Here is a 20097-nt window from a genome sequence, read left to right as displayed (position 1 = left end):
TGCTGCTTTACGATTGTAAGGACTACTGCTGCGCCGGAACCGGGCTGACCACTGCCCAATCACCCGAGGATCACTGTGAAGAGCGCCTTATGCATCGAAGATGATGCGATCACCGCCGAGGAAATCGTCACCGAGTTGCGGCGTGCCGGGTTTCGGGTGGAGCACACCACCGATGGACAGAAAGGGCTCGACCTCGCTCTTAGTGGGCATTATGACGTCATCACCCTTGACCGAATGCTCCCCAACTTGGACGGCATGGCAATCGTTGCTGGCCTTCGTCAGGCTGGGCTCAACACGCCTGTACTAATGATCAGCGCCATGGCGACTTTGGATGACCGGATTCAAGGCCTACGTGCAGGAGGCGACGATTATCTGGTAAAGCCGTTCGCCTCTGAAGAAATGGCCGTGAGAGTTGAATCTCTTCTACGCAGGCAAGCGCACGATGAGCGCAAGACCCAGCTGCAATTCAAGGATCTCCATCTCGATTTACTTGAACGAAGGTTGACCTGTGCGGATCGCCATGTCGACCTTCAGAGCACGGAGTTCAAGCTTCTGGAGTTTTTGATGCGCAATGCTGGTCAGGTGGTGACGCGCGGTTTGATCTTCGAGACAGTGTGGGGATATAACTTCGATCCAGGCACCAAGTTGATAGATGTCCACCTCACCCGTCTGCGGCGCAAACTGGTTGATCTGCAATGTACGCCCTCGATCAGGACGATACGAGGCTCTGGCTTTCTGCTCGACGCGGGCGATCATGAAGCCTAGCCTCTGGCGGACCACTGCGTTCAGGCTGACGGTTAGCTACGCGGGGGTTCTAGCACTGGCCATGATGGTCCTGCTGGCACTGATCTATTGGCGCTCCACCGACTATTTCAGTCAAATTGGCGAAACGTTCGTTGTCGGCCAGGCGCGCTCGCTGCTGCATGTACCTCCTGTAGAGCTTCCGCGCGAACTGGAGCAGTTGCAACGTGGCGATATCCGCGGCATCGCCCACTACGGTCTGTTTTCAAGAGATGCACATTACATTGCCGGCAACATCAAGCATTTGCCCTCGGATTTGCCGCTGGACGGCATGCCACGTGCGTTGAACGAGCCAGGCTTTGAGTTTGGCGCCAAGGCCTCTGCTCAGGTGGTCGCAAATGGCGATATCCTGGTCGTCGGCTATGACGCCAAGACATTGAGTGGCATTAGCGACATGCTGCTGGCTCTTTTGCTCTGGTCAGGGGGTTTGAGCATAGCCGGTGGTATCGGGCTGGGCGCAATTCTAGGCTTACGCCCATTGCGCAGAGTGAAGACGGTTCAATACACAAGCCAGCGTATTGCAGAAGGTAATCTGGGTCTGCGCTTGCCTTTGTCGCGCCGAGGGGATGAGCTGGATGCGCTGTCCGCGCTGGTCAACCAGATGATGGACGAGGTTGAACACTTGATGGGTGAGGTGCGCAGTGTCGGCAACAACCTCGCGCACGACCTGAGAACGCCCTTGAATCGGTTAAGAGCACAACTACGCCGAACCATCGAGGATTTTCACTCCGAGTCCCCCGAGCGTCAGTTATCGCGCCTGCATGAAGCTTTTGACGCCACGGAGCAATTGTTGACGCGCTTTCGTGCTATCCAGCGCATTGCCGAAATTGACACACATAGCCGCCGAGCCGGTATGAAAATGCTGGACCCAGGCTCGCTGATCAGCTTACTCGCTGCAGACTTCAAACCTGTCGCAGAAGAATGCGGTGTTACGCTCCTGGTCGACGTGCAAGCTGGGCCACCGCTACTGGCTGACGATGAACTACTCATGGAAGCACTGATAAACCTTTTAGACAACGCGCTGAAGTTCACGCCTGTGGGGGGCACAATCCGAGTTGCGCTGGAGCAATCCACTAGTGGTTCTAACCTGATCGTTGAAGACGACGGGCCAGGCATCCCGGCCGAGGATCGCGACCATGTGCTGTTGCGCTTTGGTCGTTGCAGTCGCGATCAGCAGGTCTTGGGAGCAGGTCTTGGCCTTGCCATCGTTGCGGCAATTGTGCGGCTGCACGGGTTTCAGCTGCGCCTGGAAGATGCATCGCCGGGGTTGCGAGCAGTTATTCAATGCGCACGGGGGCGGTAGCTTCATACGGGCATTTGCATGATGTCCTGATAAGCCTGGACTACCTTGTTGCGCACCTGAACCAGCGCTTGAGTGGAAACGCTGGCCTTCTGAGAGGCGATCATCACTTGTGTGAGATCTACACCCGTCGTGCCTAGCTCGAATGCTTTAGCCAACTGCCCGGATGCCTGTTGGTTAACATGCACTTTTTCTAACGCCTGCTTGAACAAATCAGTGAAGCTGTTCGGATTCGCAGCCCCTATCGCCAGATGGGAGGTCGTCGACAGAGGGAGCGCGGACTGCATAGAGCGCATCTCCAGTAACAGCTTGTTCACTTCAAGACCTTGTACCATTGGGCTTGTCTCCATGAGGTTCGAAAGCCACAACGCTAACCTGCCAAGCTCCCCTCCCCCAGTTAAAAAAATTTAAATGGTGGCTTGCAGAGCTGGCCTTGAATGAACGAAGTCGGTCTGCATCACCCCATTGACAGAAATGCGTGTCGGCTACGGATTGCCGCCGGTCGCTGCACTTCACCAAGCCAGATTATCCGTGACACTCGGTATTGATATCCTGGTTTTGAGCGGTAATGCGAATCCCTTCTTGCTGATGCTGAATGACAGGCGCACAACATACTGAAGCACGAGCACCGCAAACGCAGCGTCCACGCATCCGACCGCTTGAGATCATAAGCGCAATCCCACGGGCTGTTGCTCACAGCATATGGCCGGCCCAAATACCCTGCTCGACCAACCGGGACGCCAGATCTACAAAGGTCTCACCCACATAGCGTGTTGCCTGGCTTACCTTCCTGTCAGCCGGTGACACCATGACCACTTTACGCATCGGGGTTGGCTCCACCAGCGGAGCAGCGCAAAGCGTACCGCTCTGCAGGGTACATAACGGCTTCGGCTCGAGCATTCTGCCGTTGACGCCCATCTATGCGCGGGTACTGGACAACCACTTCAGCGCCAGCCCGCTGTGCGACCCCACTCCAGAACGACGCCTGGTACTGGCCTTCCCCGCCGATCGACCGATGAGCCCAGCCAACCGGGTGGTGCAGGCCATTTTCGCAGAAGTGACCCAGCGTCTGATCGATGGGCAGGTCTGGAAAGCCCGTCGGCCATAGTCTCTCGAAGCGTATCGGCAGACACGCCCAGTCACCATGAAACTGGTCGATCGCGGCGACATCCACCCTGTTCGCGGAGACTGACGGCAACCCTCAACATGAACTAAAGCAAACAAAAAGTAACCCAGCGGCCGTTGTACTCTCGCTGGGGTCGATCATCACGCTACCCGATAGACAGCCATCTCCTCACTCGGATTCACATCAGGCCCGCTGCGGTCGAACACGTGGATAAGCTCATGCTGGCCTCGCGAGTGCCTCCTCGCTAGAGCGGCGAGACACTCGACTGTCGGCGAAGGAGCCTACTTCAAGTCGGCTTCGATGATGATCATTTCACGACGTGAAGCCCGCTGCGCAAACTGTTTAGCCTCGACATAGGCGGGATCGTGATAGCAAGCTTTGGCCTGCTGGTAATTCGGAAACTCAACTGCCAGTACGCGATACGTACTTTCTGATTCGACCAGAGCGCTTTCCTCCAGTACTTTGAGTTTGGCGCCATACTGGTCACTGATCGGCTTCCACAAACGCCCGTACTCCTGTTGAGCTTCAGTGTCGATCACGTCAGACGCAAAAATGATCCAGTAGCCCTTCACTGAGCGGTCCTCTTTTCAATGGTGTGATTGAAAGGCGCCAGTGCTTGGTGCCTAGCCGCGGTTGAACACTTGCGCGTTACTCCGGTGCCTGTGCGAGAAAGGTGCCCCCGCGAGCCCACTCGTGGGGGGGAATTTCCAGGAATAGGATGTCAACAGACTCCGGTTTGCATCCGAGGATCTCTGCCGTTACGCGCGTGACCTCTTCGACATAGCGGATCTTTTGTTCTCGGCTACGACCTGGGCTCAACTCAATTCGTACGGTCGGCATGATCAAGCCTCCTTCACATGCGAAGGGGTGTACTGCTGAGCTGCGTCCTCACGGCATTGCTCGGCGCTAGGGTTCCACTGTACGCCAGATCGTGCCACTACCCCCGGTTTGAGGCGTTGGGTCTCGTCATAGTCCTGCCACGGGTGGAAGTACAGTGGTTCCAGACTATCCAATGTGCCAAGGTGCTCGGCATAACCTTTCAGATAGGCCCCGCGTTGCGCTGCCGAAACGCGAGCCGGCATCCACGCAGCGAAGGGTGGCAATACGGTAAAGCCGGTATAGGCCAGGATTCCATTATGAATCGGCCAAAGAATGTGATGCAGATCGCCGTCAATGCCATTTGGCTCATACAGAGTGGACGCTGTGCCAGTCGTGAGGCACAGCATTGCCCGTTTGCCCTTGAAGTGGCCGCTTTCGTACTTTTTGCCCGTGGAGTAGGCAAAACCACGCGCAAACACGCGATCGACCCAGCCCTTGAGAATCGCAGGCATCGAGAACCACCATACGGGGAACTGGAACAGGATGAGATCGGCACGAGCGACTTTGTCCTGTTCTTGCAGCACAGCCTGGGCGTAGCTGCGGTGTGCAAAGGCGTACTCCTGCTCTACCGAAAGATCCAGGTAGTCGGGATCCGCCCGCGTCCCGGCGAAGTCATCAGGGCCAAGCGCCGCTTGCCAATTCATGGCGTAGAGGTCGCTGACCTGCACATGATGGCCAGCAGCAGACAGGGTTTGAATCGCAGTGTTCTTCAGCGCGGAGCTGAACGACTGCGATTCTGGATGGGCAAAAACGATCAATACATTCATTCACATCTCTCCAGATGAGGATAAGCGCCGCATGGTGGTTGTGCAGAACACCGCAGAAATGGCACGGTTTGATATCAAGCTCGGCCTGCCTGCGCCTGCGAGAATGTCAGCGATGCTTCCCAAGTATCACGTCCCGAGAGCGGCGGACATGGATGACTGGCAAAATCAGGCGCTAGTATGGTTGGATGACCATTCGCTCCAAAGCCTCCCAATCCATTCTTGGTGGGACGCCGAGCAATGACAACCGATCGTTTCTCAGTTAATAAGATAGAGTTTCTGCGCCATGAGAACTGATCTACCGCTGAAGGCCGTAGCGTATTTTGACGCCGTAATGCGGTACGGCAGTTTGGTCACCGCTGCCCAGACACTGTGCGTAACGCCGGGTGCCGTTGGTCAGCAGATACGTCGACTTGAAGAATGGTTGGAAAGCCCCCTGTTCATCCGTTCGGTCAGACAATTGCGCCCCACCCGGGAGGCGCATGCTCTCTGGAACAACGTCAGACCAGCGCTTGACCAGTTGAACGAATCCTGCGTGCAACTGCGTGATGGGATTGGACAGGAAGTACGCCTCAGTCTGCCGCCGGCACTTGCTAGTAAATGGTTTGCTCGACGAATGCCTGCCCTACTGAAGGCCTTACCTCAGGTGAGGCTGAATGTAGGAGCAACCGAGGGCCTGTTAAATTTCGATACCGATGAAGTAGACCTTGCGATCCGTCATTGCGACGGAAAAGTGCCAGGGCTGAACGCCCAGCTGCTGTTAGCCGATGATTTGCGAGTCTATTGCAGCCCACGGTATTGCGATCAGCTTCAGTTGGTGGCGATTCAGGATATAGGCCGGGCGAGGCTGTTGCACACGGCATCACACAATCACTGGTCACGTTGGCTTGGGGGTGCAGGTTATACGGGACCGGTGCCACATTCGAGTATGCAGTTCGATCAGTCGCTGCTTTCCATTGATGCAGCCCGACGTGGCCAGGGGTTAGTGCTTACCAGCCCTTGGTTGGTGGAGGACGAGCTGGAGGCTGGGCTACTCGTGCAACTTTTCTCTCACACCCTGTCAGTGAACCGAAGTTTCTATCTCTTGCATCGCGACGATTCCATGCTGCCGCCTAGCACCGTCGCGGTACAGCGGTGGTTGCTCCAGGCAGCTGGCCTGCAACCAGCCTAGTGGTTTGGCTGAGCAACACCGTTCACCTCAAGGAGCGTAGTAGCCGTGGTAACCCCGAAAGAACTGTTGCATTGGCTTGATCATGATCTGACGTTGCTGGGTAGGCTGTTCGACCGGCTGCCTGATGTGATGTTTTTTTTGAAGGATGTCGATGGTCGCTACGTGGCGGTCAACGAAACGCTGGTGTACCACAGTGGCCTAAGAGGCAAGGACAAAATCATCGGTTTGACCGCCGATGAGGTGTTTCCGGTGAGCAACACCAGCATCGGCTCGCAGGATATGCAGGTCATTCATTCGCGTCGGGACATCATCGACGCCATGCGTTTATTCCGCTCTGCCGATGGCAGTAAACAATGGTGCCTGAGCTCCAAGTTTGGAATTTTCGATGAGCGCCGCAACCCGATAGGGCTGGTTGGCATATCACGCATCCTCGCGCGGCCAGACGAAAAACACTACGGCTACAAGCGGCTGCTGGAGTTCTCTCGCCAGATCCAGGAAAACCTCGGCCAACCTGTCCTGATCAGCGATATCGCCCAGCAGGTCAATCTGTCCATGGACACCCTGCAGCGTTTGACCCGCGAGGTCTTCCAGCTCACGCCAAAGCAGATGCTGATGAAAGCCAGGATTGATCGAGCGTGTGAGCTTCTTGAAAACTCAATGACAAACATCACCGATATCGCTAGCGAATGTGGTTACTCCGATCACAGTGCATTCAGTAGGCAATTTCGTGCCGCGTTGCATTGCACGCCACAAGAATACCGGGCCAGCGTGCGGCGCCCGTAGCGCGCCGCGTCATGCGCCAGCGCTTAGTGCCCGCCCAGGTAGGCTTCACGAACTTGCTGGTTGCCCAACAACTCTTCGCCAGTACCGCTGAGGCGAATTTCACCATTGACCATGACGTAACCACGGTCTGACAGCCGTAAGGCATGGTTGGCATTCTGCTCCACCAGAAACAGCGTCATGCCGTTTCGCGCTAATTCACGGAGTATCTGGAAGATTTGCTTCACCACTATCGGTGCCAGCCCCAGTGATGGTTCGTCAAGCAACAACAGGGTTGGGCGGCTCATCAGCGCACGCGCAATGGCCAACATTTGCTGCTCTCCACCGGACATGGTCATTGCACGCTGATTGCGTCGCTCCTTCAGCCGAGGAAACATTTCGAACATCCGCTGGAGGTCTTCCTGTGCATGCGCGGTACCGATAGGAATCGTCCCCATCAAAAGGTTTTCCTCCACCGTCATATCAGGAAAAACTCGACGCCCCTCTGGGGACTGAGCGATACCATTGGAGGCCACATAGTGCGCACTGCTCTGGCTTATCTCGCGCCCTTGGTAGACGATTGACCCACCACGCGCCCGTGGCTGACCAAAGATCGACATCAGCAAGGTAGATTTGCCGGCACCATTGGCACCAATCAGGCTGACGGTCTCCCCTGCATGGATTTGCAGGCTGACTTTACGCAGTGCCTGGATTGGCCCGTAGAAAACATCGACGTCCTTGAACGCCAGCAACGGTGTGCTCATGCCAGCGCCTCCTCTTCTGCGCCCAAATACGCCGCTATCACCACTGGGTTGTCACGTATTGCTTGTGGCGGACCTGCCGCAATCACTTCGCCATGATCCAGCACCACGATATGGTCGGAAATATCCATCACCATGCCCATGTCATGTTCGATCAAAAGGATGGTCATATCATGCTCTTCGCGTAGGCGACGGATCATCTGTGTCAAGGCTACGGTTTCCGCCGGGTTCAACCCTGCGGCCGGTTCATCCAGGCAAATCAACTTCGGTTGGGTGCACATGGCGCGGGCGATTTCCAAGCGACGCTGCTGCCCATAAGACAGCTCGCCGGCCAGCCGATTTGCACAGTCCACAAGATCGACTACGTCCAGCCAATAGAACACCCGATCCAGGGCATCGCTTTCTGCTCTGCGGTACGCAGCGGTATTCAGCACTCCCGCCAATAAACTGCGATTGATGCCCATGTGTTGCGCAACCAACAAGTTTTCTACAACAGACATCTCTTTGAACAGCCGGATATTCTGGAATGTCCTGGCTAGCCCGGCCCGGTTCACCAGGTGCGTGCCACCAAACATCTTGTAGTGCAACCGGTTGATGAATCGCAGCGGATGGATGAAGTCTGATGCCTTGAACGGTTCTCCCAACACACCGATTACGTTCGTGCATCGACCATGTGCAAAGAGCTGAATAGCCCCGCCTGTCGCTTGGTAGAAGCCGGTTATGCAGTTGAAGACCGTTGTCTTGCCGGCGCCGTTGGGGCCGATCAGCGAAGTGATGCTGCCACGTCTGACATTGAGGTTTACGTCCGTCAACGCTTTGATGCCACCAAACTGCATGATCAGGTGTTCGACGCGCAGGATGATTTCCGAATTCATGCGACTTTCCCCTTGCGTGCCTGGTAACCAATGCGACTGATACGGACAAGGCCACGCGGCCGCCAGATCATCATCAACACCATCAGCACGCCAAACAGCAACACGCGGTACTCAGCGAAACTGCGCAGCAGCTCCGGTGCGACGGTCAGCACAAACGCCGCTATAACCACGCCTAGCGTTGAACCCATTCCTCCCAGGACGACGATTGCCAGAATAAGTGCCGATTCGAAGAACGTGAACGACGCTGGATTGACGAAGCCTTGGTACGTTGCAAAAAACACCCCGGCAATCCCGGCGGTGCTCGCGCCAATCGCGAATGCGGAAAGCTTTACCAGGACGTGATTAAGGCCCATTGCTCGGCAGGCGATCTCATCTTCGCGCAATGCCTCCCAAGCTCGGCCGATCGGCATACGTGTCAACCGGTGTTTCAAGTGCAGTACCAGCAACACGGTAAGCAGCAAGGCGCCGTAGATGACAATGAATTTGAGATTGGGTGAATACGCAATCCCCAATGCCTCATGGATCGGGGTACCACCCTCCTTCGCGATACGACCGAACTCATAGCCAAACACGGTCGGCGCGGGCACGGGCATACCGTTCGGGCCGCCTGTCACGGGTAGCCAGTTGTTGAGTATCAGGCGAATGATTTCTCCAAAACCCAGAGTGACGATGGCTAGGTAGTCACCATGCATGCGAAGCACCGGAAACCCTAGAACAGCCCCCGCAGCAGCGGCCAGAATTGCCGATAACGGCAGCACGCTCCAGAAACCAAGCCCAAGGTACTGGTATCCGAGAGCCAAGCCGTATGCGCCAATGGCATAAAACCCGACGTACCCTAGGTCAAGGAGCCCAGCCAGGCCGACAACGATATTCAGTCCCAAACCAAGCAATACGTAGATTAGCCCCAGGATCACCACTGTGAGTACGTACTTATCTGCTACGAATGGCAGTGCCAGCGCGCACATCAAAACCATCGGCGATAGCCAGCGAACGCTTGATTTGGCGCCCGGCGCCGCCACCTGCACGGCCTGGTTGCTGCTGCCGAATCGCGTTGCAAGCGGCTGCAGAACACCCGCCTGATCCAGCAAACTGAAAGTCAGCCTGCCCAACATCACAATGATGGTGAGGATTGCGACGCGACCTGGCTCCAGATTGAAGCTGTAGCCGTCCAGCACCACTCCCACGATAGGGCCGAACACCACAAGGGCAAGCAACCCAGCCACGAGGGCATCCAGAAGTGCACGAGCAGGTTGCAGTTTTGGCCGCGGCTGACCTTTCACCGCCAGGTCATTCAATATCAGCGTTTTCATAGTCACACCTTCACTACGATGGGGCGGCCAAGGAAGCCCTGGGGGCGGAAGATCAAGATCAGAACAAGGAGACCAAAACTGAAAGCATCCTTGTAATCACTGTTGATCAACCCGGCGAATTGCGTCTCGGCGAGGCCCAGTACTAAGCCGCCCAACATGGCACCTGGCAGTGAGCCAATGCCGCCTAGAACTGCAGCGGTGAAGGCCTTGATGCCGATGATGAAGCCCGCATAGAAGTCGAACGACCCGTAGTTCAAGGTAATCAGAACGCCGGCAAGTGCCGCCATGGCGGCACCGATCATGAACACGTAGCTGATGATCCGATCATTATTGATACCGAGGATCGAAGCCATCTTGGCATCCTGCTGCACGGCACGGCACATGCGACCCAGTTTGGTGTTGCCGATGATGTAGGCCAACAGCGACATGCCCGCGAGCGCCGCGAACAAGATGAACAACTTGATATGAGTGACCTGGATGAACCCGCTGCCCAGTTCTATTCGCAGGGTGCCTTCCAACAATGTGGGTATACCCTGCTGGCGACTGCCTTGGGAGACCTGCACGTAATTTTGCAGAATGAGCGACATACCGATCGCGCTGATGAGGGGCGCCAGGCGCGTTGATTTTCGCAGAGGTCTGTAAGCGATCCGCTCTATGACCAACCCATACACACAAGTCACGACCACGGCAAAGATCAAGGTGCCGAAGACCAGAAATGGAAATGACTGGATTCCAAAAAAGCTCAGAACAGCGAGACCGATCGCCGCTAGATAGGCAGAGATCATGTAGACCTCGCCGTGGGCGAAATTGATCATGCCGATCACGCCGTAGACCATCGAATAACCCACGGCGATCAAACCGTACACTGCACCTAGGGTCAGGCCATTGATAAGTTGTTGCACGAATAAGGGATCCACGATTACTTGTCCTCACCAGGTTCCGGCGGGCGTAGCTACCCCTCACGCAGAGCGCGAAGGGCATGCTGCGCAAGGATTAGAGTTGTTTGTACGTGCCGTCTGCGGACCACTGATACATCACGTAATCCGAGTGAGTGAGGTCACCCTTAGCGTCCCACGAGCGAGCGCCGAGCGAGGTAGGAACCGGATTGCTCTTCAACCATTTCGCAGCCTGGGCAACATCGAGATTGCCATTGGCTTGGTAGGCGGCGGCAATGGCCTGAAGCGCGGTGTAGGCGTATAGCGTAAAACCTTCCGGCTCGTAACCCCGGGCCCGGAAACTATCTACCACTGCCTTACCGGCCGGGTTTAGCCTGGGGTCTGCGCCAAAGGTAAACAGGACACCCTCCACGAACTGTTTACCACCCGCAGCGGTCACCATGTCGTCAGTCATGATGCCATCGTCCGAGATGAATGCGGCATTGAGCCCCTGCTCCCGCATTTGTCGCACCAACGGACCCGCCTCTGGATGCAGGCCGCCAAAGTACACCGCGTCGGCCTCCAGCGCGCGCATCTTGGTAACCACCGAACTGAAATCTTTCTCGCCGCGGGTCAACCCTTCGTATAGCACCGCCTCAATACCTTTTTTGCGCAGCTGAAGACGAGTTGCGTCAGCGATACCCTGTCCGTAAGTGTCTTTGTCATGCAGGATGACGATACGCCTGGCCTTGAGAACGTCGGCGATGTAATTGGCAGCCACAGCCCCTTGTTGGTCATCTCGTCCACAGTTGCGGAACACGGTATCCAGCCCTCGCTCCGTCAATTGTGGACTTGTCGATCCAGGGCTCATCGCAAGCACACCGGCATCGGCGTAGATGTCGGAAGCAGGAATGGAAGAGGAAGAGCAAAAGTGCCCTACGACTGCTGTCACCTTGTCCGCATCCACCAGTTTGTTCGCTACTGATACCGCTTGTTTGGGTTCGCAGGCATCATCGCCTTTGACCAGGCGGATTTTTTCACCGTTAACGCCACCTGCAGCGTTAATCTGTTCTGCAGCTGCGGTTGCGCCTCGCCAGAGTTGCTCGCCGTAATTCGCATAGGGTCCACTCATGGGGCCGGCGACGCCGATGACCAGGTCGGCATGGGCAACGTTGCCAAGTGCCAGTGTGGAAAAAGAGAAAGCGCACAGCAAAGAAGGTTTAAACACGTGCATTTCGTTCGCTCCAGTGCAAGGAACCGATCAAGACGTGCCGTTACAACCACGGTGGCTGAAGGCCCGGCATGCTATCGAAACAGCAGTGAATGCAGGGCCTGGGATGACCATGCAGCTTGAGCCATTATTTGTTTGGTAAACGACGGCAGGCTCTCGCGTCGTAAGTTATTTTGCGACTCCGCCGGTGCAATAGCTTGTACGCAGCCGGCACCGTGTTTGCGGTTTTTTGCATAGCCGCCGCAGCCGGAGTGCTTAGTAGACCACGCCTTCTCGAATCGGTTGGTTGCGCACGACTCGGTCAAACGACAGCGCACTTACGTCGATGCTGCGGTATTCGCCGTGGGCAATGTGCTCCGCAACCGCACGCCCGGTTGCAGGTGAGTGCATGACGCCATGGCCAGAAAATCCAGTCGCCAACACGAAATTACTGATCTCGGGATGAGCGCCAATGAATGCGTTGTGGTCGAAGAGATTCATTTCGTAGTAACCGGCCCATGCCCGTTGTACCCGCAACTGCTCGAGGGCGGGAATGCGATGAGCCAGCAGTGGCCAGACCCTGTCTTCCAACAGGTAGTGATCCGGCTCGAAATCTCCGTCTTCGCACTGGTCCAGATGCTCCTCGGGAGCAATGCCGCAGATAAAGCCCTCGCCTTCAGGCCTGATCCACGCACCCGTTGAATCGAAGAGCATGGGAAAGCCGGCCTTTTCAAGAGGAGCCTTGATGTGAAATGCGGTCCGCTTTCGTGGCTCCACCGGCAATTGCAGCCCCGCCATTCGCGCAAGCATCCCACCCCAGGCGCCAGCGGCGTTAACGCACCAGTCACAACTCAATCGCTCGCCGCTATTGGCTAGGCGCAGACCCGTTATACGCCCCCCCTGAACGTCCAGGCCCACCACTTCGTCATGGATGTATTCAACGCCCCTTTGACGAGCAGCACGCCTGACCAGTTGCATCAAAGCCCAAGCATCGAACCAGCCTTCGTTGCGGGTGCCGTATGTTCCAATGCCGATATCCTCTACATTCATCCATGGGAATCGCCGGTTCACTTGCTCCGGGTCGAGAATATCGATCTCGGCGCCCAACTCGATTTGCACCCGCGCGGCATTGCGATGACGTTGCTCATGGCCTTTGTCACCCAAGATCAGATAACCCTGCTCCACAAAGCCTATGTCAGCATCCTGTCCGAACCACTGCTTGATGTTGCGGAACAGGTTCGCGCCGAACAGGCTCATGGCGATGTTATAAGGCTGATGAAATTGACTTCGAATAGATGCGGCGGATAGTGCCGTTGAGCAAAACTGATACGTACTATCACGTTCGACTACCTTGATCTGGCCTGTGAATCCCTGTTCCCGCAGGAAGAATGCGGCAAAGCTGCCAATCACTGCGCCGCCGACGATCACTACGGTTTCTGAAGTTTCGGGCATTCCGCCCTCCTTGCGCCTTTATGGTTTCAATGAATGACTCACTGTTTTCGCAGTGAACGCTCCCTCATTGTGCGGCCTCCTCTACCGGCTGACTTGTATTCACGGCTTGGCAAGCTGGCGGTATTTAGCACAACGAGGGCGATGCACTCTCTATCGCGTGTCATCGCACAACCAACCTGGCTTGTGCAGAAAGCCGCAGAAGAGGTGGTGCGTTCATACAAGTCAGATTCCTTCTCCAGCGGCACCATATGGCTACCGCACAGTCGTGCTCCTCGTTCGAGTGCAGGGGGGCTGTGCCAAGTAGTCCTATAGGAGTAAACAGATGAAGCATGCAGGCAAAGTGGTCATCGTCACCGGTGCAGCTCAAGGGTTGGGGCTGGCGTGTGCACAACGCTTTATTGCAGAGGGCGCGAAGGTGCTACTGGTGGATGTGCAAGAGGGCAAACTGCACGAGCAAGTAGAGCGGCTGGGCGAAAATGCCGCTGCGTTCACTGCCGACCTCGATGATCTGAACGCAGGCAAAGCCAAGCAACTGGTCGAGCATGCACTGCAGCACTTCGGCTCGCTGGATATTTTGGTGAACAATGCCGGTGTCATCCACACCGCAGAGTTCGTCGATTTTCCGGAGGACCAGTTCGACCGAACACTGCGGGTCAACCTCAAGGCACAATTCCTTATCGGTCAAGCCGCTGCCCGTGTGATGATCGAACGCGGCATCAAAGGCGCCATTGTCAACATGTCGTCTATCAATGCCGAGTTGGCCAACCCTACCGCCGTGGCGTATGCCGTCTCCAAAGGCGGAATCAAGCAGCTGACTGCGGTCATGGCTGTGGGCCTTATCAGCCACGGTATTCGAGTCAACGCGGTAGGGCCAGGAACCATCAGCACGGACATGGTTCGCAACGCGATCATGTCGAACCCTACCCAGCGTCACGCCGTTCTCTCCCGCACGCCAATCGGTCGTCTTGGCGAAGCCTCTGAAGTCGCCAGCGTCGTGTCATTCCTGGCCAGTGACGACGCATCGTACATGGTAGGCCAGACTGTTTACCCTGACGGTGGCCGCCTTATCCTCAACTACACCGTGCCAGTCAACGAGTGACACGCCAGACGGCGCTGATGTAGGCAACGTCTCTGCCGGGTGTCGTAATACTTTCTCTCATGCTGAAAGCCCCCGGCTGCTGCGCAGCCGGTACCGGGGCAAGCGCTTGTTGGTTCTGGATGTCGAGTGTGTCGACATCTGCGCTCGTTCGCTCTGCGATGGAGGAGCACGGTGCTCGCGTTACCAGTCCCACGCGCACCAGGGTTATGACGATTCACTTCATCGTCGACAATCCTGGTGCTGCTGCCCCCCTTCGTATCCCATGCGTTCGCCAGTGCCTTACGATTGACGCCCTCCGCTTCCAATGCTAGCGTGCAATTTATAGAATCTTCGTTCTATTTAATGCCAATGCTTATCCGATTAACCCTCTGTAAAGGGTTTATTACGCGAACTATTGTTCTATTAGCACGGGCGCGCCGGATAGCAACGCGCTGCACCTAACAAAAATAATGAGGACGTTTTGATGTACAAAGGCACGAGATTTCCGCTTTGGCAGGGCATGAGTTGGCTGATACTGGCCGCCACACTGAGCTTGGGAAGCGCCTATGCGAAAGATTCGCCGACCCCTGAAGTACGTCGTAACAATGGACTATTGCAGCTCATGGTCGATGATCGCCCCTACATCGCACTTGCCGGTGAGGTGCATAACTCCTCGGCTTCAAACACTCAGTATATGAAAGCCACCTGGGACAAAATGGAGGCCCTCAACGTCAACACTGCAATCATCCCCATCTACTGGGAGTTGACTGAGCCTGAGGAGGGGCGTTTTGACTTCGCTTTAATCAAGGATCACTTAGCTCAGGCTCAGGCCAGAGGCATGCGGATAGTACTATTGTGGTTCGGTAGCAAGAAAAATGCGCGCTCGACCTATGCCCCTGACTGGGTGCGGGCTGATCCCAAGAGGTTCCCTCGCACCGTTATCGGCTCGCCCGGCCTGCAGCAAAAACAAGGTGAATTGCCGGTACTCAGCATTTTCAGCCAATCGACGCTCGACGCCGACGCCAACGCGTTCGCTCAAGTGCTGAAGTTTCTTGCGACACATGACAAACAACACACAGTCATCGCCGTTCAGGTGCAAAACGAAACGGGGCTGCTCGGCGATAGCCGTGAGCGTTCACCGGAAGCAGAAGAGGCCTGGAAGCGTGAGGTGCCAAGCGAATTGATGGCTCACCTTGAACACAACAAGCAAGCCCTATCGCCGTTTATCAAGGAGGCATGGGCCAAGCAGGGTTACCGGACTACCGGCACGTGGCCTGAAGTATTTGGTGACGACATGAGGGGAGATGAAATTTTCATGGCGTGGCACCAGGCACGGTCTGTCGATACAGTCGCCGCTGCGGGCAAGAAACAACTTCCACTGCCGATGTATGCCAACGCCTGGCTGGGCCCACAAGCTCCACAGGACAGCGCAGGCACGTACCCTTCCGGGGGGCCGGTGCCGCAGGTAATGGATATTTGGACCGCTGGGGCACCCCAGCTTGACTGGCTGTCACCCGACATCTACGTAGATGACTTCGATGCATGGGCCAGCCAATACACAACTTCCGACAATATGCTGTTCGTCCCCGAGGCTCGATTTATCGTGGGCAATTTATTCAAAACGATCGGCCTCTACCGCGGCGTCGGCTTTTCACCTTTCGGCATTGAGGACGGGTTTCTGGGCAACGAGATCGCAGAGGTTTACGGCCTGTTAGGCCCTATGACAGAAGTGATTGCGCGTACACAGGCGGACAATAAAATTCGCGGTTTCGCGCTCGAGCCCACCAGCCAGGAACAATTCACGTTCGATAATTACACCATTACGGTTAAAGGCCAACATGAAAGCCTATTGACTAAATTGCGTGACATGGGGGTCCCTCCGCCAGTGGATCGCAGAGCCAAGAAACAGCAAGCTGACTCGAGCGTTGCTCCCGACAGTAGCGACCTGCGTCCCAGCGGCTTGATCATTGAAACAGGTAGCGACGAATTTCTGATCGTGGGCCGTGATCTTTATTTGGAGTTCAAACCCAAGCAAGGCAGTCAGGAGTCTGTAGAGATTTCTCGCGTCGAGGAAGGTAGCTTCCAAGCGGGCAAGTGGGTCGCAGGCCGCGTATTAAACGGTGATCAACGCTTGCGACTGGTCCCTCCGGATCGCTTCGGTATCGCTAAGATCAAGCTGATACGTCACTAAGCCTTGGTGTGCTAGGGCTTTGGGCGGCCCTAGCATCGAACCTCACAGTTGCCCTATTCACGGTTGGCAGCGTCGAAGAACAGGTCAGCACTCCCTTGCGGTACCACCATGCGACCACACACGCGGCTAACAAATGCCTGCGGCGCTGGCGTCAACGATCACCTGTTGACGATCTACCTCCTGCTTGCGCTGCAGGTTGCCCCCCCCTCCGCACCTCGATGTGATCTTACACAGCCAGGCATGGGACGCTTAGCAAGCCCAAATTGGAAGCAGAGCGCATCGGCAGCAGCCCTCGGTACGGTTGCCCGCTGTCCAGCAAAGCACGGTGTTAACAGCGATTAAAACCTAAAAAGCTGGCTAAATCAGAATTGTGATTCTAGTATTGGCATTCCAGGATTAGCTCAGTGGCAGCGCATCACTCAAACCTGCACCTGCGGGGTGAGCGTGGGAAGCCCGCGCTTCCTGGGCATCAGCTACCAGCACCTGTTGAACGTGTGTTGTTAGTCGTTTAGCTCCAAGAGGAAAATAATAATCATGTTCCGATACTTCCCCACCAACTACGCGTGGAACTTGTCCGTGGATCTTGCCTTGGAAATGGGTGCCCGTATCGGCGAAATCGTCGAAATGTGCGAACCCCTGCAGGACGCCGCAAAGCAGCCGGACGCAGCAGGTACCCAGGCGTTTCGCGAAACGTGGTCGAAAATGGCAGACAAGCTGTGCGACCTCGCAAGCGAGGACCTTGCCTTGGGCCGAAGGTTGTCTGCCGGTGAAAAGTACAATAGAGCGGCCATCTATTACCTGACATGCGAGCGCCTGCAAGCGCACAACACCCCCGGTAGGCTTGCCCTCTACCAACGGTTTCTGGACACCTTCGCCCGCGGCGTCGATCTGTCGAGAGAGAACTGCGAACGTGTCGAGATTCCTTATGCAGATGGGGTGCTATCTGGGTTACTGGTACGCGCCGAAGGTGTAACCGGGCGTGCCCCCTTGCTGGTACAGCTCAATGGCCTGGACTCCGTAAAAGAGATGAAATATCGAGTTGGGCTACCAGCCTGGCTGGCCAAGCGTGGTGTGGCCTCGCTCATACTCGACCAACCCGGGACCGGCGAGGCGCTCCGTTTGCATGGCCTCAAAGCGCGCTACGACGCTGAACATTGGGGCAGCCGCGTGTTCGACTGGCTCGAGACGCGTGACGATGTAGATACCCAGCGCATTGGCTGCGAAGGCGTTTCTCTAGGCGGTTACTACTGCCCGAGGATTGTCGCCTTCGAGCCCCGTTTTGCCTGCGGCGTGGTCTGGGGCGCCAACCACGATTGGCGAGACGTGCAGCAACGTCGCCTGGAGCGAGAAGGCGACTTCCCCGTGCCACATTACTGGGATCACGTGCGCTGGGTCTGGGGCGGTAAAGACATCGATGAATTCATGAGCATCGCTGAAAACGTTCATCTCGACGGTGTAGTCGAGCGGATCAAGGTGCCGTTCTTGGTGACCCATGGCGAGCAGGACTCGCAGATCCCAGTCAAGTGGGCGTACCGCACCTTCGAGCAGTTGGTGAACAGCCCCAAGCGCGAGTTGAAGATTTTCACCGCGCGCGAAGGCGGCGTACAGCATTCGAGCTTCGACAACTCCATAAACGCGGGACACTTCATTGCTGACTGGGTTGCCCAGACCCTTGGCGGCCGCACGGCCTGACAGAAGAGAGACAATCATGAACATCATTGGACCCGATTACCTGGTGTTTGGCGTGGACGACGTCCAGCAGTGTGTCAAGTACCTGACCGACTACGGCCTCAAGCCCGTCGATGTAGATCAGCATGGTGGTTACCTGGAGGCGCTGGACGGCACCGGTGTGCTTGTCCGTCACCGCAGTGACGGGCGTTTGCCAGCGCCCATGGAAACCGCCACTATGCTTCGCGAAACCGTCTATGGGGTCGCCGACGAACAAGCCTTGCAAGCCATCGAAGCCGAATTGAGCAAGGACCGTGTCGTTGTCCGCGGTGAAGATGGGGTACTGCGAGCCGTGGACGACATGGGCTTCGCGCTGGGCTTTCAGATCACTCGTCGTCAAGCACTCCAGCTCCCCGGCGAGATCAGTAATGCGCCGGGGGCGCAGAGTGGCCGTCCAGTCAACGACCTGGGAGCCAGCGACGCGATCGAAGCTCTCCCGCGTAGCCTGTCGCATGTCGTGTACTTCGTGCCCGACTACGCCAAGGCGGAGGCGTTCTATGCTCGACTCGGTTTCGTCTGCACTGACCGATTCACTGGGGTGGGGCCGTTCCTGCGGCCTGCTGGCACACTCGATCACCACACCTTGTTCCTGATCCAGACCCCACCCTTCCTGAAGGGTATCGAACATTTCACCTTCCACTTGGGCGGCCCGACTGAAGTGCTACTAGCCGGTAGCCGTTTCGTCAAGAAAGGCTATGAGTCGTTCTGGGGCCCGGGACGTCATCAGTTGGGGTCGAACTGGTTCTGGTATTTCAATAGCCCGCTGGGCTGCCACGTAGAGTACGACGCGGATATGGACCTGCATGATGACGACTGGGCTGCGCGCGAGGCGCTGCCGGGTGCCGACAACTCGCAGTACTTCCTGTTCAGTCACCAGGAAAAATGGGCGCCAGGGGGGCCGCCACCCAAGCATTGATCGCACATAACGACAAAGGGCTAAGTCTGTATCCCAGACTTAGCCCTTTTTTATGTCCCAGAATCAAAGCTGGCGCCTTTTTGCAGGGCCCGCTCATCACTGTTCGAAAATCGCTACCGCCCTTACGAAACCTGCCGAAGCATGCTTGATCTTGTAGGGAAAGCACGAAACGAGAAAGCCTTTGGCTGGCAACGCCGCAAGATTTGCGAGTTTTTCCATCTGGCCGTAACCGATATCCCGACCTACCTTGTGCCCTTCCCAGATCAACGAGGCGTCACCGCTTTCAGCGAACCGTTCACGGGTGTATTTGAACGGCGCGTCCCAGCTCCAGGCGTCGGTGCCCACCACCTTGACGCCTCGATCGAGCAGATAGAGCGTGGCCTCACGCCCCATACCGACCCCGGCGTCCAGATAACCAGGTTGTCCAAACAATTCACCTGCGCGGGTGTTGACCAACACGATGTCCAACGGCTGCAAGTCATGCTCGATACGCAGCAGCTCGGCCTCAACTTGCGCTGCAGTTACCACATGCCCATCCGGCAAGTGACGAAAATCCAGTTTCACACCAGCTTGCAAGCACCAGTCCAAGGGCAGTTCATCGATACCGAAAGCTGGCTTGCCGCCGTCGGTGGTCGACGCATAATGCCATGGCGCATCCATGTGAGTGCCGCTGTGCGTGGTAAGGGTCAGCCGCTCTGCCGCCCAGGACTCTTTGCCGGGCAACTGCTCCAGGGTTAGGCCGGGGTACATCGCCGCCATTTCCGGCCATCCCTGCTGATGGTCCATATAGTCGATGTGCGGTAGTAACGGCGGCGGGTCGGTGTACGGGTTGTTATCCAACGTCACGGAGAGGTCGACGAGGCGTCGTTTGCCTGGAAGCGTCATGCGCTGAGTCCTTGAA

At 56.5% G+C, this 20097-nt stretch carries 20 protein-coding genes; 9 read left to right on the top strand and 11 right to left on the bottom strand.

Annotated features, from left to right (window positions below; translation table 11 throughout):
• Positions 1–75: 75 nt before the first annotated feature.
• Positions 76–765, top strand: coding sequence for a response regulator transcription factor (locus tag OO258_RS23450; protein ID WP_266033210.1), 690 nt, complete (start codon positions 76–78; stop codon positions 763–765).
• Entirely contained in the window at positions 755–2104 is a 1350-nt protein-coding gene (locus OO258_RS23445) for a sensor histidine kinase (protein WP_266033207.1), read from the top strand. Before OO258_RS23450 ends, OO258_RS23445 begins: the two co-directional genes overlap by 11 nt.
• Before the next feature lie 2 nt (positions 2105–2106).
• Here OO258_RS23445 and fliE read toward each other — a convergent pair whose 3' ends face one another.
• Positions 2107–2436: a flagellar hook-basal body complex protein FliE gene (gene fliE, locus OO258_RS23440; RefSeq protein ID WP_266033205.1), complete on the bottom strand. Its 330-nt coding sequence runs from the start codon at positions 2434–2436 to the stop codon at positions 2107–2109.
• A gap of 473 nt (positions 2437–2909) precedes the next feature.
• On the opposite strand from fliE, the gene OO258_RS23435 reads away from it, so the two are divergent.
• Positions 2910–3209: a hypothetical protein gene (locus OO258_RS23435; RefSeq protein WP_266033202.1), complete on the top strand. Its 300-nt coding sequence runs from the start codon at positions 2910–2912 to the stop codon at positions 3207–3209.
• 299 nt (positions 3210–3508) lie between these two features.
• On the opposite strand, the gene OO258_RS23430 is transcribed toward OO258_RS23435, so the two are convergent.
• The 3 genes from OO258_RS23430 to OO258_RS23420 all read right to left on the bottom strand — a co-directional run bounded on the left by OO258_RS23430 (position 3509) and on the right by OO258_RS23420 (position 4873).
• Positions 3509–3799, bottom strand: coding sequence for a DUF1330 domain-containing protein (locus tag OO258_RS23430; RefSeq protein WP_266033199.1), 291 nt, complete (start codon positions 3797–3799; stop codon positions 3509–3511).
• Positions 3800–3875: 76 nt separating this feature from the next.
• Positions 3876–4067, bottom strand: a complete 192-nt coding sequence (locus OO258_RS23425) for a 4-oxalocrotonate tautomerase (protein ID WP_266033196.1) — start codon at positions 4065–4067, stop codon at positions 3876–3878.
• 2 nt (positions 4068–4069) lie between these two features.
• Positions 4070–4873, bottom strand: a complete 804-nt coding sequence (locus tag OO258_RS23420; protein WP_266033194.1) for an NAD(P)H-dependent oxidoreductase — start codon at positions 4871–4873, stop codon at positions 4070–4072.
• Between the two features lie 283 nt (positions 4874–5156).
• Between OO258_RS23420 and OO258_RS23415 the strand changes: the two genes are divergently transcribed.
• Together OO258_RS23415 and OO258_RS23410 are read left to right on the top strand one after the other, a co-directional pair.
• Positions 5157–6041, top strand: coding sequence for a LysR substrate-binding domain-containing protein (locus OO258_RS23415; protein WP_266033191.1), 885 nt, complete (start codon positions 5157–5159; stop codon positions 6039–6041).
• Positions 6042–6086: 45 nt separating this feature from the next.
• Positions 6087–6824, top strand: coding sequence for an AraC family transcriptional regulator (locus OO258_RS23410; protein WP_266033188.1), 738 nt, complete (start codon positions 6087–6089; stop codon positions 6822–6824).
• A 23-nt stretch (positions 6825–6847) separates the two neighbouring features.
• Here the strand turns inward: OO258_RS23410 and OO258_RS23405 are convergent, their stop codons facing one another.
• The 6 genes from OO258_RS23405 to OO258_RS23380 all read right to left on the bottom strand — a co-directional run bounded on the left by OO258_RS23405 (position 6848) and on the right by OO258_RS23380 (position 13283).
• A complete protein-coding gene (locus tag OO258_RS23405) occupies positions 6848–7564 on the bottom strand; it encodes an ABC transporter ATP-binding protein (protein ID WP_266033185.1) in 717 nt (238 codons plus the stop codon).
• On the bottom strand, positions 7561–8436 hold the full coding sequence (locus tag OO258_RS23400) for an ABC transporter ATP-binding protein (RefSeq protein ID WP_266033182.1): 876 nt from the start codon (positions 8434–8436) through the stop codon (positions 7561–7563). Before OO258_RS23400 ends, OO258_RS23405 begins: the two co-directional genes overlap by 4 nt.
• Positions 8433–9746, bottom strand: coding sequence for a high-affinity branched-chain amino acid ABC transporter permease LivM (livM, locus tag OO258_RS23395; protein WP_266033180.1), 1314 nt, complete (start codon positions 9744–9746; stop codon positions 8433–8435). The genes OO258_RS23400 and livM overlap by 4 nt, the downstream gene beginning before the upstream one ends.
• A gap of 2 nt (positions 9747–9748) precedes the next feature.
• Positions 9749–10663 carry an ABC transporter permease subunit gene (locus OO258_RS23390; protein WP_266033177.1) on the bottom strand — a complete coding sequence of 305 codons (915 nt, stop codon included), beginning with the start codon at positions 10661–10663 and terminating at the stop codon, positions 9749–9751.
• Between the two features lie 76 nt (positions 10664–10739).
• On the bottom strand, positions 10740–11855 hold the full coding sequence (locus tag OO258_RS23385) for a branched-chain amino acid ABC transporter substrate-binding protein (RefSeq protein ID WP_266033174.1): 1116 nt from the start codon (positions 11853–11855) through the stop codon (positions 10740–10742).
• A gap of 252 nt (positions 11856–12107) precedes the next feature.
• Positions 12108–13283 (bottom strand): NAD(P)/FAD-dependent oxidoreductase, encoded by a 1176-nt coding sequence (locus tag OO258_RS23380; protein WP_266033170.1) that lies wholly within the window; start codon positions 13281–13283, stop codon positions 12108–12110.
• 322 nt (positions 13284–13605) lie between these two features.
• Here OO258_RS23380 and OO258_RS23375 point away from each other — a divergent pair, with 322 nt between their 5' ends.
• The 4 genes from OO258_RS23375 to OO258_RS23360 all read left to right on the top strand — a co-directional run bounded on the left by OO258_RS23375 (position 13606) and on the right by OO258_RS23360 (position 19196).
• Positions 13606–14382, top strand: coding sequence for an SDR family NAD(P)-dependent oxidoreductase (locus OO258_RS23375; RefSeq protein WP_266033168.1), 777 nt, complete (start codon positions 13606–13608; stop codon positions 14380–14382).
• A gap of 463 nt (positions 14383–14845) precedes the next feature.
• Entirely contained in the window at positions 14846–16552 is a 1707-nt protein-coding gene (locus OO258_RS23370; protein ID WP_266033166.1) for a DUF5597 domain-containing protein, read from the top strand.
• Between the two features lie 534 nt (positions 16553–17086).
• Entirely contained in the window at positions 17087–18244 is a 1158-nt protein-coding gene (locus tag OO258_RS23365; RefSeq protein WP_138736392.1) for an alpha/beta hydrolase family protein, read from the top strand.
• Positions 18245–18260: 16 nt separating this feature from the next.
• On the top strand, positions 18261–19196 hold the full coding sequence (locus tag OO258_RS23360; RefSeq protein ID WP_243055402.1) for a VOC family protein: 936 nt from the start codon (positions 18261–18263) through the stop codon (positions 19194–19196).
• Between the two features lie 96 nt (positions 19197–19292).
• On the opposite strand, the gene OO258_RS23355 is transcribed toward OO258_RS23360, so the two are convergent.
• Positions 19293–20081 (bottom strand): cyclase family protein, encoded by a 789-nt coding sequence (locus OO258_RS23355; protein ID WP_266033155.1) that lies wholly within the window; start codon positions 20079–20081, stop codon positions 19293–19295.
• Positions 20082–20097 lie beyond the last annotated feature (16 nt).

The sequence above is a fragment of the Pseudomonas sp. DCB_BI genome (assembly GCF_026240995.1).
GTDB lineage: Bacteria > Pseudomonadota > Gammaproteobacteria > Pseudomonadales > Pseudomonadaceae > Aquipseudomonas.
This window is presented reverse-complemented; position numbering and strand designations above follow the sequence as displayed.